The organism is Pantoea pleuroti, from assembly GCF_014156615.1.
GTDB classification, from domain to species: Bacteria; Pseudomonadota; Gammaproteobacteria; order Enterobacterales; family Enterobacteriaceae; genus Pantoea; species Pantoea agglomerans.
The window spans coordinates 1-14,124 of the sequence record NZ_SBFD01000006.1; the positions used below are offsets into that span (position 1 = coordinate 1).

Annotated in this window: 14 protein-coding genes, 1 tRNA gene and 2 rRNA genes; 3 read left to right on the forward strand and 14 right to left on the reverse strand. The window is 53.6% G+C overall.

The window, feature by feature from the left end; translation table 11 throughout:
- Nucleotides 1-219 precede the first annotated feature (219 nt).
- The 3 genes from rrf (EPG66_RS14655) to rrf (EPG66_RS14665) all read left to right on the forward strand — a co-directional run bounded on the left by rrf (EPG66_RS14655) (nucleotide 220) and on the right by rrf (EPG66_RS14665) (nucleotide 575).
- A 5S ribosomal RNA gene (gene rrf / locus EPG66_RS14655) occupies nucleotides 220-335 on the forward strand.
- Between the two features lie 14 nt (nucleotides 336-349).
- Nucleotides 350-425 (forward strand) — tRNA-Thr (locus EPG66_RS14660).
- Nucleotides 426-459: 34 nt separating this feature from the next.
- A 5S ribosomal RNA gene (gene rrf / locus EPG66_RS14665) occupies nucleotides 460-575 on the forward strand.
- A gap of 193 nt (nucleotides 576-768) precedes the next feature.
- On the opposite strand, the gene EPG66_RS14670 is transcribed toward rrf (EPG66_RS14665), so the two are convergent.
- The 14 genes from EPG66_RS14670 to msrP form a co-directional block, all read right to left on the reverse strand.
- The gene (locus EPG66_RS14670; RefSeq protein ID WP_010699823.1) at nucleotides 769-1,530 is read right to left on the reverse strand and encodes an amino acid ABC transporter ATP-binding protein; all 762 of its coding nucleotides are present in this window, start codon (nucleotides 1,528-1,530) and stop codon (nucleotides 769-771) included.
- A gap of 8 nt (nucleotides 1,531-1,538) precedes the next feature.
- Complete coding sequence (locus EPG66_RS14675; RefSeq protein ID WP_182687363.1) at nucleotides 1,539-2,639, reverse strand: amino acid ABC transporter permease; 1,101 nt, start codon at nucleotides 2,637-2,639, stop codon at nucleotides 1,539-1,541.
- 15 nt (nucleotides 2,640-2,654) lie between these two features.
- Nucleotides 2,655-3,833, reverse strand: coding sequence for an amino acid ABC transporter permease (locus EPG66_RS14680; protein ID WP_031592703.1), 1,179 nt, complete (start codon nucleotides 3,831-3,833; stop codon nucleotides 2,655-2,657).
- A 68-nt stretch (nucleotides 3,834-3,901) separates the two neighbouring features.
- A complete protein-coding gene (locus tag EPG66_RS14685; RefSeq protein ID WP_010255984.1) occupies nucleotides 3,902-4,927 on the reverse strand; it encodes an amino acid ABC transporter substrate-binding protein in 1,026 nt (341 codons plus the stop codon).
- A 543-nt stretch (nucleotides 4,928-5,470) separates the two neighbouring features.
- The gene (fis, locus tag EPG66_RS14690; RefSeq protein WP_003855228.1) at nucleotides 5,471-5,767 is read right to left on the reverse strand and encodes a DNA-binding transcriptional regulator Fis; all 297 of its coding nucleotides are present in this window, start codon (nucleotides 5,765-5,767) and stop codon (nucleotides 5,471-5,473) included.
- Nucleotides 5,768-5,790: 23 nt separating this feature from the next.
- Entirely contained in the window at nucleotides 5,791-6,756 is a 966-nt protein-coding gene (dusB, locus tag EPG66_RS14695; protein WP_031592707.1) for a tRNA dihydrouridine synthase DusB, read from the reverse strand.
- Nucleotides 6,757-7,123: 367 nt separating this feature from the next.
- A complete protein-coding gene (gene prmA, locus EPG66_RS14700) occupies nucleotides 7,124-8,005 on the reverse strand; it encodes a 50S ribosomal protein L11 methyltransferase (protein ID WP_069025437.1) in 882 nt (293 codons plus the stop codon).
- 16 nt (nucleotides 8,006-8,021) lie between these two features.
- The gene (panF, locus tag EPG66_RS14705; RefSeq protein WP_031592710.1) at nucleotides 8,022-9,467 is read right to left on the reverse strand and encodes a sodium/pantothenate symporter; all 1,446 of its coding nucleotides are present in this window, start codon (nucleotides 9,465-9,467) and stop codon (nucleotides 8,022-8,024) included.
- Nucleotides 9,457-9,699 carry a YhdT family protein gene (locus tag EPG66_RS14710; RefSeq protein WP_031592711.1) on the reverse strand — a complete coding sequence of 81 codons (243 nt, stop codon included), beginning with the start codon at nucleotides 9,697-9,699 and terminating at the stop codon, nucleotides 9,457-9,459. Before EPG66_RS14710 ends, panF begins: the two co-directional genes overlap by 11 nt.
- Before the next feature lie 72 nt (nucleotides 9,700-9,771).
- Nucleotides 9,772-11,121, reverse strand: a complete 1,350-nt coding sequence (gene accC, locus EPG66_RS14715) for an acetyl-CoA carboxylase biotin carboxylase subunit (RefSeq protein ID WP_031592712.1) — start codon at nucleotides 11,119-11,121, stop codon at nucleotides 9,772-9,774.
- Between the two features lie 11 nt (nucleotides 11,122-11,132).
- Nucleotides 11,133-11,594 (reverse strand): acetyl-CoA carboxylase biotin carboxyl carrier protein, encoded by a 462-nt coding sequence (gene accB, locus EPG66_RS14720; protein WP_031592713.1) that lies wholly within the window; start codon nucleotides 11,592-11,594, stop codon nucleotides 11,133-11,135.
- 25 nt (nucleotides 11,595-11,619) lie between these two features.
- The gene (aroQ, locus tag EPG66_RS14725; RefSeq protein ID WP_010256011.1) at nucleotides 11,620-12,072 is read right to left on the reverse strand and encodes a type II 3-dehydroquinate dehydratase; all 453 of its coding nucleotides are present in this window, start codon (nucleotides 12,070-12,072) and stop codon (nucleotides 11,620-11,622) included.
- Between the two features lie 232 nt (nucleotides 12,073-12,304).
- Entirely contained in the window at nucleotides 12,305-12,910 is a 606-nt protein-coding gene (gene msrQ / locus EPG66_RS14730) for a protein-methionine-sulfoxide reductase heme-binding subunit MsrQ (protein WP_022623945.1), read from the reverse strand.
- The gene (gene msrP / locus EPG66_RS14735) at nucleotides 12,911-13,915 is read right to left on the reverse strand and encodes a protein-methionine-sulfoxide reductase catalytic subunit MsrP (RefSeq protein WP_031592715.1); all 1,005 of its coding nucleotides are present in this window, start codon (nucleotides 13,913-13,915) and stop codon (nucleotides 12,911-12,913) included. It lies immediately after the preceding gene.
- Nucleotides 13,916-14,124 lie beyond the last annotated feature (209 nt).

A 14,124-nucleotide genomic window follows, 5' to 3' on the forward strand; every position in this document is an offset into this window, starting at 1 on the left:
GACCCGTGAGGCTTAACCTTACAACGCCAGAGGCGTTTTTGAGAGACACAATTTTCAGCCTGTTACCGGATAAAAATTAGCGGAAACGAAAGATTTTGCGGCGTGACAAGGCGCAGAGCGAGGACGTCAGCGGGAGCATACTGAAGTATGTGACCGGTGTGGCCGAGCGATGGCAACGCGGTCATGGGGTAAAAGATTCGTTTCGTGCACCAAGATTTGCCTGGCGGCTTTAGCGCGGTGGTCCCACCTGACCCCATGCCGAACTCAGAAGTGAAACGCCGTAGCGCCGATGGTAGTGTGGGGTCTCCCCATGCGAGAGTAGGGAACTGCCAGGCATCAAATTTAGTGTGCTGATATGGCTCAGTTGGTAGAGCGCACCCTTGGTAAGGGTGAGGTCCCCAGTTCGACTCTGGGTATCAGCACCAGTTAAGACACGAGTTCGGTAAATAAAAGAATTTGCCTGGCGGCTGTAGCGCGGTGGTCCCACCTGACCCCATGCCGAACTCAGAAGTGAAACGCCGTAGCGCCGATGGTAGTTTGGGGTCTCCCCATGCGAGAGTAGGGAACTGCCAGGCATCAAATAAGAGAGAGCCCTTTGCGTATGCGAAGGGCTTTTTTCGTTGTGGAAAACGGCGATAAAACTCCCTCTGCACGGCGTATCCGTCTGTTTATTCATAACAGTAACAGGTCAGTAAGCGTATTAAAGCGGCTGTTCAGGCCATAAAAAACCCGGCACCAGGCCGGGTAGTAAGATAACTAAACGTCTGATCAGTGAATAACCTGCGATAAGAACGCCCGCGTACGCTCCGATTTTGGATTCGCAAAGAACTCCTGTGGTGGCGCGACTTCGACGATCTCTCCCCGATCCATAAAGATCACCCGGTCAGCCACCGTTCTGGCAAAGCCCATCTCATGGGTGACGCACAGCATGGTCATCCCATCCTCCGCCAGACCAATCATCGTATCCAGCACCTCTTTAACCATCTCAGGATCCAGCGCTGACGTGGGTTCATCAAACAGCATAATTTTTGGCTTCATACAGAGTGAGCGGGCGATGGCGACACGCTGCTGCTGTCCGCCAGAGAGCTGGCCCGGAAACTTATGTGCATGCTCGGCAATACGCACGCGTTGCAGATAGTGCATGGCCAGCTCATCAGCTTCCTTCTTTGGAATCTTTCTTACCCAGGAAGGTGCCAGCGTGCAGTTTTGCAGTACGGTCAGATGCGGAAAGAGATTGAAGTGCTGGAAGACCATACCGACTTCGGTGCGCACGCGCTCGATGTTACGAACGTCATCATTAAGATGGATACCGTCAACAACAATGCGGCCCTGCTGATGCTCTTCCAGATGGTTGATACAGCGGATCGTCGTCGATTTGCCGGAGCCGGAAGGTCCGCACAGTACGATGCGTTCACGGGGTTTAACCTGCAGGTTGATGTCTTTCAGTACATGGAATTGCCCGTACCATTTATTCACGTTCTCAAGCGAGATCATCAACGCGTCGGAAGAGTGTGTCATAGAGTCAGTCATGTAAAACCTCAGTGCGATGTACGCCCGGTGTGAAAGCGCTTTTCCAGATACTGGCTGTAGCGCGACATGCTAAAACAGAAGATCCAATAGACCAGTGCAGCAAAGACATAACCTTCGGTCGACATCCCCAGCCAGGTCGGATCGACCGTTGCCTGCTGGACGCTGCTGAACAGATCGAAAAGACCAATGATGATGACCAGGCTGGTATCTTTAAACAGTGCGATGATGGTATTGACCAGGCCGGGAATAGTGAGCTTCAGCGCCTGGGGCAGAATAACCAGCATCTGCGTCTTCCAGTAGCCCAGCGCCAGAGATTCGGCTGCTTCGTACTGACCTTTAGGCAGTGCCTGCAGTCCACCGCGAACCACCTCTGCCACATAGGCGGACTGGAACAGAATGACCCCGACCAGCGCGCGCACCAGCTTGTCGATGTTAGTGCCTTCAGACATAAACAGCGGCAGCATCACGGATGACATAAACAGCACGGTAATCAGCGGCACGCCGCGCCAGAACTCAATAAAGATAATCGACAGCGTGCGCACGACCGGCATGCGTGAGCGACGGCCCAGTGCCAGCAAAATGCCCAGCGGCAGCGCACCGGCAATACCCACCGAGGCGATAATCAGCGTCAGCGTTAATCCGCCCCACTGACGTGTTTCGACGCGTTCCAGCCCCAGATATCCGCCATACAGCAGAAACCAGACAACCACCGGATAGATGACAGCCCAGGCAGCAATGTAGCGTCCACGATACGGCAGGCTCCTCAGGAACATCGGCACAATCGACAACAGGCCGATCACCAGCGCCAGGTTAATACGCCAGCGCAACTCATGCGGGTAAAGCCCATACATGAACTGGCCGAAACGAGCATGGATAAAGACCCAACAGGCACCCTCTTTGGTGCAATCGGCGCGCGTGGTGCCGATCCAGTTTGCCTGAAAGACCAGCCAGTTCAGCGCGGGCGGAATGACGTGCCAGATGACCCAGATGCAAAACAGCGTCAGTAGCGTATTAAACCAGCTGGAAAACAGGTTCTTACGAGCCCAGAACCAGGCGCGACTGACCAGAGTCGTCGGGACGGGGGGCGTTTCATGCGTAGTTAAAGACATAGTTATCCCGTTCTCTTAACGCTCAACCAGCGCAATTTTGCGGTTGTAGAAGTTCATAAGCATTGATATCAGCAGGCTGATAATCAGGTAAACGCCCATCGTGATAGCAATCGTCTCGATGGCCTGACCGGTCTGATTCAGTACCGATCCGGCGAACAGCGACACCATATCGGGATAACCGATAGCGGCGGCGAGTGAGGAGTTCTTCACGATGTTCAGATACTGGCTGGTCAGTGGCGGAATAATGACGCGCATGGCCTGAGGAATAATCACCTGGCGCAGCGTAACCGGATTAGGCAGCCCCAGCGACCGCGCCGCTTCATGCTGACCATAGGGGACCGACTGAATCCCGGAGCGGATCACTTCAGCGATAAACGACGACGTATAAATCGACAGTGCCAGCGTCAGGGCTGCCAGCTCCGGTATCATCACCGAGCCGCCACGGAAATTGAAACCGCGCAGTTGTGGCACATCCCAGTGCGTGGCTGGGCCAAACCCAAGGTGTGCAAGCAAAGGAAAGAGAATCAGCATCACAACGGCAGCGGGCCATGTGCGACGTAACTGACCGGTTTTCAACTGATGTTTACGGTTAAAGCGGTACAGGCCATAGCTCACAGCCGCGGCCAGAAGCAGTGCAATAACAAACGGCCAGCTGCCTGCTGCATAGGTCGGCCATGGAACGTAGAGTCCGCGATTACTGACATATGCCAGGTCAAAAGCATTCAGCGCCTGACGTGGCCCCGGCAGATTGCGCAAGACTGCAAAGTACCAGAAGAAGATTTGCAGCAGGGGCGGGATATTACGGAAGGTTTCGATATAGATATTCGAGAGTTTCCGTAGCAGCCAGTTGTCAGAAAGGCGGGCAAGACCGACCGCGAATCCGAGAATCGAAGCGAAAACAATACAGAGTGCAGAAACCAGCAGCGTGTTGGTTAATCCGACCAGAAACACGCGCGCGTAGGTATCTCCCTCAGTGTACTCAATCAGATGCTGAACGATGCCGAAACCGGCAGTGCGCTCAAGAAATCCAAACCCCGATGTTATGCCGCGATTGGCAAGGTTAATAATGGTGTTATGCACCAGATAACCCACCACACCAAGCACCGCGACGACGGCGATGAGCTGATAAATCCAGGCGCGAACCGTGGGATTACCAAATGAAAAATCCCTTTTCACGGTTGGGCGTTGTGACATGTTGAAACCTCAGTAACGAAAGCTGGGGTAGGGCACCGCAGAATAGGGTGCCCGATTAGTGAGGTCTGTTAACGTACCGGTGGTGCGTACTGAATACCGCCCTGGTTCCACAACGCATTCTGACCACGTGCAATCTTCAGTGCGCTGTCTTTACCGACGTTACGGTCAAAGCTTTCCTGATAGTTACCCACCTGCTTAACGATGTTGTAAGCCCACTTGTTATCCAGCTTCAGATCCTTACCAAAATCACCTTCTGCGCCCAGGAAGTGTGCCATGTCTGGTGTGGTTGGCTTGGCCGTCATCTGGTCAACGTTCTTCGAGGAGATGCCCATCTCCTCCGCATTCAGCATGGCGTAGAGCGACCACTTCACGATGGTGAACCAGTCATCATCACCACGACGCACCAACGGCCCCAGCGGCTCTTTGGAGATCACTTCGGGCAGAACAATAAATTCGTCCGGTTTGCCCAGCTTAATGCGTAATGCGTAGAGCTGAGACTGGTCAGACGCCAGCGTATCGCAACGTCCGCTATCCAGCGCTTTAGCCGATTCATCAGAGCGGTCAAAGGTCACAGGCGTATATTGCATTTTGTTGGCTTTAAAGAAGTCCGCTACGTTCAGCTCGGTGTCGGTTCCCGCCTGAATACAGACGGTGGCACCATCCAGCTCTTTCGCACTTTTCAGGCCGGCCTTCTGGTGAGTCAGGAAGCCGATACCGTCGTAATAGTTCACGCCCGCAAACAGGAAGCCCATGCCGCCATCGCGCGATGAGGTCCAGGTGGTATTACGTGAAAGCACATCCACCTCGCCGGACTGCAGGGCGGTAAAACGCTCTTTCGCGGTCAGCGGGGTATATTTCACTTTGGTCGCATCACCAAACACAGCGGCAGCCGTCGCACGACACACATCTACATCGATACCGGTAAACTTGCCGCCAGCATCTGCATAGGAGAAGCCCGGCAAGCCGTCACTGATACCACATTGAACAAACCCTTTTTTCTTTATCGCATCCAGTGTGGTGCCTGCGTGTGCTTGCTGAGCAACGGCAACCAGCGAGGCAGCCGCGATCAGCGTAGAGAGCATCATCTTTTTCATAAAGCATCCTGTGTGGCGGGATCATGTTGTTATGTTTGCGCACTTTAGTGTGCGTTTTTCCTGTCTGTGGCGGTCAGCCATCCACGACTCTGCAAAGCTGATGCCAGGTTTGCAGGTTCCTGAATTCGTATGAAAGAACGGTTAATAATCGGAAGCACTTAGAAAGTTCCGCTAATATGGCGCACCAAAAGGAAGCAATGCGAGTCGACCCGATCACATTTAGTGCAAATAGTTTCACTATGTGGGAGCAGTGTGAGCATTCACTCAGGCAAAAATGTATGAAGAGATTGCGTTGCTTTTTAATGCGCAGAAAGTCACATACCCAGCAGTGGCGGGGATGTGAAGCGAGGTGAGGGTCAGGCAGGCACTAAGTCAAATCACAGCGGGCAAAAGCGAGAGGGTGAAATATCACGCCAGCGATTGCAACTACAGTTACCATATTACCGGAAACTGTTTCACTATCATTATCGTGGCTTTGTGCGTCAACGCACAAATAAAAACGCCAGCCCGAAGGCTGGCGTGATTTACAGACAGAACTAAAAATCAGTTCATGCCGTATTTTTTCAATTTCTTACGCAGCGTACCGCGGTTGATACCCATCATCAGGGCAGCACGGGTCTGATTGCCACGGGTATACTGCATCACCATGTCCAACAGAGGCTGCTCGACTTCAGCCAAAACCAGCTCATACAGGTCGCTCACATCCTGACCATTCAGTTGAGCAAAATAGTTCTTCAGTGCCTGTTTAACCGAATCACGCAAAGGTTTTTGAGTTACCTGATCCTGTGAGTTAACGGTTGAAACGGTCAGTACGTCAGAATTTACGCGTTGTTCGAACATAGTTCTTTCAGCTCTTTATTTCGTTACGCAAGATTTTCGAAGTATGCCTCCAACGCCTCCAGCTGTTCGCTGGCATCCTCAATGGCGTTGAATGTGCGCCGAAACTGGTCATTCGGGGCGTGCTCCTGCAGGTACCAGGAGACGTGCTTTCGCGCTATACGGTATCCCTTGCCTGAACCGTAAAAGTCGTGCAGCTCACGTATATGCGAAACAAGCAAGCGCTTGACCTCTGCCATCGGCAGCGGGGCAAGCAACTCCCCAGTGTCCAGATAATGCTGGATTTCCCGGAAGATCCACGGTCTTCCCTGAGCAGCACGTCCTATCATCAGAGCATCGGCCCCTGTATAGTCGAGCACCGCTCTGGCTTTATGCGGGTCAGTTATGTCTCCATTCGCGATAATCGGAATGGAGACACTCTGCTTAACTGTCCGAATGCTGTCATATTCAGCTTCTCCGTTGAACAGGCAGGCACGAGTGCGGCCATGTATCGTCAGAGCCTGTATACCGCAGCGTTCAGCCAATTGGGCAATCGCGACACAGTTCCTGTTTTCAGGATCCCAGCCGGTACGAATTTTCAGCGTAACCGGCACATTCACTGCATTAACCACTGCGGAGAGAATTGACTCCACCACGGTGGGATATTGCAGCAAGGCTGAACCCGCCATTTTGCGGTTAACCTTCTTGGCAGGGCATCCCATATTAATGTCGATAACCTGTGCACCAGCCTCAACATTAATGCGTGCAGCTTGCGCCATTTCACTGGGATCGCAACCGGCAATTTGCACGGCGCGAATGCCTGGCTCATCGCTGTGAACCATACGTAATCGAGATTTGTCGCTTGCCCAGACTTCCGGGTTTGAAGACAACATCTCAGAAACTGCCATGCCTGCACCCATTTCGTGACACAGCGTCCTGAACGGCCTGTCGGTAATACCGGCCATCGGTGCTGCAATCAGTCGATTTCTCAGCTGGAGGTTTCCAATACGCATGAAGTCAGAATGGCCATACTGTGTCTGCAAGGCGGCGTATATTACGCATTTTTGCAGGAAGATGAAAGGCCAAACTTTGAACAATCAGCAAGAAAGATCAATGAAATCCGGGTCATGATCGATGCTCTTATTTATTGCTATTAAATATCAATAACTTAACAATTTATGCTGAAATTGTGAGCAAAAGTTTTTCCAGAAAAGTACGTCAATTCGCCAGATAAAAAACGTCACATGACGTGATTAACGATACAAGCATCCATTTCAAATCGGGAAAGCCCGCAACTTACGCTACGGGCTGGCTGAATGTTCTGTTAAGGCACTTTGTTCCGGGCAGAGCGATGTCAGAAGGGGCAGACAGGCGCTATATTCAGGATTTAATCCCGGTAATCCGGCACCACTCCTCTTTAACCGCAACCGGGTCGAGCGTGAACTCGCTGACATACGCTTCGCAGACGCTCTCTGCCTGGCTCTCTAACACGCCCGAGAGGCCCAGATGACCGCCAGACTTCGGCAGTACGCTGATCAGCGGTGCCAGTTCACGTAGCGGGCCAGCCAGGATATTGGCCACCACCACATCAGCCTGCAGATTGTCCGGTTGCTGGTGGGGCAGGTAGAGCGACAGGCGATCAGAGACGCCGTTGCGCTCAGCATTATCCCGGCTGGCCTGAATAGCCTGCGGATCGATATCAATCCCGATCGCCTGAGCCGCGCCCAGCTTCAGTGCGGCGATCGCCAGGATCCCCGAACCACAGCCGAAATCGATCACCGTTTTGCCCACCAGATCCAGCCCATCAAGCCAGGTAAGGCAGAGTGAGGTGGTCGGATGGGTGCCGGTCCCAAACGCCAGGCCGGGATCGAGCATCACGTTGACGGCATCGGGATCCGGCACATCACGCCAGCTCGGACAGATCCAGAGCCGCTCACCGAAGCGCATCGGATGAAAGTTTTCCATCCATTCGCGCTCCCAGTCTTTATCTTCGATCTGCTCGATCCGGTGACGAAAACCGGTGCCCAGCAACGGATGCTGCGCCAGTTCGGCGGTAATCGCGGCCATATCAGTTTCTGCATCGAACAGGCCGATAACATCGGTATCGCCCCACAGGCGTGTTTCACCTGGCAGCGGCTCATATACCGGCGTGTCGTTGGTATCCTGAAAGGTCACTGAAACCGCACCGATGTCCATCAGCGCATCGCTCAGCGTTTCCGCGTGTTCACCTGAGCTGTTAATTTTGATTTGAATCCACGGCATAACGTCTCTCTTTCCGTCAATGTTGCGGCGCGTCGACCGTTTGCGGCGCGCGTCCAAACAGGTTGCCCACTAAAAATGCCAGCAGGCTCAAAAGCAGTGAGGGCACAATGGGATGAAAACCCAGAATCTGCAGGTTCAGGCTCGCCAGAAAAGCGTAGCAGCCTCCACCCACCACCATGCCGGTGATGGCTCCCGCGGCATTAGCGCGTTCCCAGTAGAGGCCCAGTACCAGCGGCCAGAGGAAAACCGCCTCAAGGCCGCCAAAGGCCAGCAGGTTGAGCCAGATAATCATATCCGGTGGATTCCAGGCTGCAATCAGCAGCAGCATACCCAGTGCGAACGTAATGGTGCCAGATAACAGCCTCAGCCGCGTCTCATTTTCCAGTTGCTGCGGGGCGACACGCAGATAGAGATCTTTGATCAGCGTGGCCGAAGCCTGTAACAGCTGGGCATTGATGGTCGACATAATGGCGGCCATAGGTGCTGCCAGAAACAGTCCGGCGGCTAACGGTGGCAGCACTGTGATCATCAGGGTGGGTATCACACTATCCGGCACGGTCAGATTCGGCAGTACTGCCCGGCCGAGCGCACCGGCCAGATGCATTCCCAGCATCAGGATCGCCACCACAATGGTGCCCAGAATAATGGCCCGATGGACTGCCTTGCTGTCTTTATAAGAGATGCAGCGCACGGCAGTATGCGGTAAGCCAATCACCCCAAAGCAGACCAGCACGACAAACGAGCTGAGGAAGGTCGGCGTTATAATCTCTCCCGGCCCCTGCGGCGACAGCAAAGCAGGATCGATGTCATGCAGTTTCTGGACGGCCGTGCTCAGGCCGCCAGCCTGATGAATCACCGCGAACAGCAGCAGAAATGTGCCAATCAGCATCACGACACCCTGCATGGCGTCATTGAGCACGCTGGCACGGAATCCGCCAAAAGCGGTGTAGAGCGCAATAGTGCCGCCAAAAATCAGCAGACCGGTATCATACGGAATGCCTGCGGCGGTTTCGAGCAGCCGCGCACCGCCAATAAACTGCACCGTCATGGCACCGATAAAGGCAACCAGCAGACTCAGACTCGCCAGCCAGATCAGCAGCGGGCTCTGATAGCGGGCGTAGAGCATGTCATTCAGCGTCACCGCATTATACTTACGTGCCAGTATGGCGAACTTTTTACCCAGCACACCCAGCGAGAGCCAGACGGCAGGCACCTGCACCATCGCCAGCAATACCCATCCCAGCCCATATTTGTAGGCGGCACCGGGACCACCAATAAACGAGCTGGCGCTGATATAGGTGGTGGTGAGCGTCATCGCCAGCACAAATCCGCCCATGGAGCGGCTGCCAAGGAAATATTCAGTGAGGAAGCTGCCTTCACGCCTTTTACGGACGGCAAAGACCGACAGCGCAGCAACCAGCACCAGATAAATCAGTAACGGCAGAATGATTTCACTGTTCACTTTTATCCTCCAGCGGCATGTCGCGGAAAATGACCCGCACCATCATCCAGCACAGGAATATGAACAACAGGGGAGCAAACAGGCAGGAGAGTTCGAACCAGCGCGGCAGGCCGGTGATACCGATTTCACGTCCGCCCAGCCAGGCTGAAAGCCCCCAGGCAGCGAGCCAGAGCAGGGTGAGATAGAGCGACCAGCGCGCCTCTTTATGTGCCTGTATAAAACGAGCATCCATGATTCAACCTTAACGCCAGCGGCAAAAGAAAAAGGCCGGATTAACCGGCCTCTGACTGACTCAGCGTTGCGATTACTTCTCGTGCAAGCCGAGTTTTTTCTCCAGATAGTGGATATTGGTTCCACCGTGCTGGAAGTTTTCGTCGGACATGATTTTCATCTGCAGTTCAACGTTGGTTTTGATACCGTCGATGATCAGTTCCGCCAGCGCATTCTTCATGCGGGCAATAGCCACTTCGCGCGTTTCGCCATAGGTGATCAGCTTACCGATCATGGAGTCGTAATACGGCGGTACGGTGTAGCCTGAGTAGATATGCGACTCCCAGCGCACGCCAAAACCGCCTGGCGCATGGAAGCGGGTGATTTTGCCCGGGCTTGGCAGGAAGGTGACCGGATCTTCAGCGTTAATACGGCACTCGACCGCATGCCCGCGAATAACCACTTCGTCCTGTTTGATCGACAATGGCTGACCCGCAGCGATGCGCAGCTGCTCTTTGATCAGATCCACACCGGTGATCATCTCGGTCACCGGATGTTCCACCTGAATACGGGTGTTCATCTCAATGAAGTAGAACTCACCGTTTTCGTACAGGAACTCGAAGGTACCTGCGCCACGATAGCCAATCTCAATACAGGCTTTGGCACAACGATTACCGATAAAGCTGCGCTGTTCCGGCGTGATGCCTGGTCCTGGCGCTTCTTCAACCACTTTCTGGTGACGACGCTGCATGGAGCAGTCACGTTCGCCCAGATAGATCGCGTTGCCCTGGCCGTCAGCCAGAACCTGAATCTCAATGTGGCGCGGATTCTCCAGATACTTCTCCATGTAAACCATGTCGTTGCTGAAAGCCGCTTTGGCTTCCGCTTTCGTCATGTTGATGGATTGTTCCAGATCTTTATCGCTGCGCACAACGCGCATACCGCGACCGCCGCCGCCGCCAGAGGCTTTGATGATGACCGGATAACCGATGCGCTTCGCAAAGGCACGGTTTTTTTCCATATCATCGGTCAGCGAACCGTCAGAACCGGGTACGGTTGGAACGCCTGCTTTCTTCATCGCATTAATCGCAGAGACTTTGTCGCCCATCAGGCGAATGGTGTCTGCTTTCGGACCGATAAAGATAAAGCCGGAGCGCTCAACCTGCTCAGCAAAATCGGCATTCTCAGAGAGGAAGCCGTAGCCAGGGTGAATCGCCACCGCGCCGGTGATCTCTGCAGCAGAGATCAGCGCCGGGATGTTGAGGTAACTTTTAACTGACTGCGCCGGGCCGATGCAGACGGTTTCGTCTGCCAGCAGCACGTGCTTCAGGTCACGATCCGCGCTTGAGTGTACCGCAACAGTCTTGATGCCCAGTTCTTTACAGGCACGCAGAATGCGCAGCGCAATCTCACCACGGTTAGCAATAACAATTTTATCCAGCATGATCTGCCCCGTTACTCGATGATAACCAGTGGCTCGTCAAATTCGACCGGCTGACCGCTTTCAACCAGAATAGCTTTCACCACGCCTGATTTGTCAGCTTCGATCTGGTTCATCATTTTCATGGCTTCGACGATGCACAAGGTATCGCCGGCATTCACTTTCTGGCCGACTTCCACAAAGGCTTTCGCATCCGGGCTCGGCGTGCGGTAGAAGGTCCCTACCATCGGTGAACGCACGATGTGACCGCTGATTTCAGCCGGTGCCGCTTCGGCAACCGCTGCAACAGGGGCAACAGCTGTTGCCAGAGCAGGCTGTTGAACCGGCGGAGCGTAAGCCTGCTGCATCATCGGGTAACCCACGTTTGCAGGTGCACGGCTGATGCGAACGGACTCTTCACCTTCAGAAATTTCCAGCTCTGAAATGCCAGACTCTTCAACCAGTTCGATCAGTTTTTTAATTTTACGAATATCCATGAGTGGGGTTCCGTACTCAGTTTGATTAATTAGTTTGAGACAGGCGTTTTACTGCCGTTTGTAAAGCCCATGTGTAGCCGTCAGCGCCAAGCCCACAGATCACGCCAGCAGAGACATCAGAAAGATAGGAGTGATGGCGGAAGGGCTCGCGGGCATGCACGTTGGAGAGATGAACCTCGATAAACGGTATTTCTACCGCCAGCAGGGCATCACGTAGTGCGACACTGGTATGGGTAAACGCGGCAGGATTAATAATGATGTAATCCACATTGCCTTTGGCCTCATGAATGCGATCAATCAGCTGAAATTCAGCATTGGTTTGCAGGTGGCTCAATTCCACATTCAACTGGTCTGCCTGACGTGTCAAATCGTCAACGATCTGACGCAGCGTGGTATGACCATACTTCTCAGGTTCACGTGTTCCCAACAGGTTCAGATTGGGTCCGTTTAAAAGCAGAATATGTAATTTATGCGCCATCGTGCTGCCATCTCCCGCAATCATTGAGGCATCGCGTAAAATACCTTGCGAATCTTCATTTGTCACCTTTGAGAATGAAAAAGAAGACCCGACGAGCAATAAAGCCGGGCATTATATCCGTTTCGTGTCATTTCGCAGCAAAATACTGGTCTTATCTGCGAAGATGATCGGATGTGGCCAGCGGGCCACATCTTTTATCAGAAAACGGCAGAGGAAAACAACGGGGGAAGCGCTAGCGAGGCCACCATTTGAGAAATTTTTTGTAACGCCAGGCTAACAGTATCGCAGCAAGTAGGGCGTAGATAAGTGGCTGGGGTGACAGGGTTTTCACTGACCAGATATAGTGAATCGGCACCAGAATCGCTACCAGGTAGACCGCGTTGTGTAGGGTTTGCCAGCGCTTACCGAGCTTGCGCTGAGCACGCTGAAACGACGTCAGCGCCAGGGCCAGTAATATCAGCCAGCTGATAATACCCAGTGTCAGATAGGGACGGGAAATCAGCTCGCTGCCCAGCAGACGCAGATTGTCAGCGCCCAGCTCCAGCAGGTAATAGCTCAGCAGATGGAGAGAAGCCCAGACAAACGTCCAGACGCCAAGCAGACGTCGCGTGCGGATTAACAGCGGTTGCCTGCCATAACGTGCCAGCGGTGAGACCAGCAGCGTACCCAGTAGCAGTTTCAGCGCCATGCGGCCGGTAAAATGCTGAATATCTTTTGCTGGATCCGCACTCAGGCCGCCCTGCATTGCGGCAAGAACCAGATAAACCAGCGGCAACAGGGCCGCCAGATGCAGAATCACCTTAAGCCAGGTGATCTGTTTTATCGACAGGCGTACCACCTAGTAATTCTCCCGTAAATCCAGGCCACGATAGAGCGACGCAACCTGTTCGGCATAGCCGTTAAACAGCAGTGTTGGCTGACGTTCGACCTTCAGACTGCCGCCCGGCCCAATAAACCGCTCAGTGGCCTGCGACCAGCGTGGATGATTAACGTGCGGATTCACATTGGCATAAAAACCATATTCATCTGCGGCGATCTGGTTCCATGTCGTTGGCGGCTGTTTGTCGGTCAGGGTGATTTTGACGATCGACTTAATACCTTTAAAGCCATATTTCCACGGTACCGTCAGGCGAATCGGCGCGCCATTCTGCGGCGGCAGCGCTTTGCCATAGACGCCGGTAGTCAGTATCGTCAGCGGATGCATTGCTTCATCCAGACGTAAACCTTCGACATAGGGATAATTGAGTCCGCCGCCAATAAAGCGATCTTTCTGGCCTGGCATCTGCTCGGGATCGTAGAGCGTCTGGAAGGCGACAAAACGCGCTTTGCTGGTGGGTTCCGCCAGAGAGATAAGCTTATTCAGCTCAAAGCCTATCCAGGGCACCACCATCGACCAGGCTTCCACGCAGCGCATGCGATAGATTCGCTGCTCCATGGCAAACCGTTTAAAGATGTCATCCATATCCAGGGTTACGGGCTTAGCCACTTCGCCATCAATGGTCAGTTTCCAGGGTTCTGTTTTCAGCGTACCGGCATTGGCGGCCGGATCGGCCTTATCCAGCCCGAACTCATAGAAGTTGTTATAGCCGGAAACTTTATCCGCAGGCGTTAAGGTCAGATCGGCCTGATATTGCGCTGGTTTGGTAAAGTCCAGCGGCCGGCCTGCTGGCGCGGGTGGGCGGTCGTTGCCTTTGAACCAGCTGAGAATATCGGCTTGCGCCACGCCCGGCATACCCATTGCCGCGGCGCTCAGTCCCAGCGTTTTCAGCACCTGGCGGCGCTTCATGTTAAAAATGCTTTCCGGCGTTACGTCGGCTTCGGTCAGACAGGGTGTGCGTTTCATGGTGCCTTCTCCAGACAGGATGTCATTAACCAGCATGGTGACTATTACTGATATCAGCCAGTTTCGCCCTGAAAATGTGAAATTTCCTGGCTGGCCGGTACGATGAGAATGCACCGAAAAGTGTCAGGATCAACGTCAGCGATGATATCCCGACGATATACTTCGGCTTCATACGTCCCGGCGATGTCGGCAACGGCAAATTATGCTAT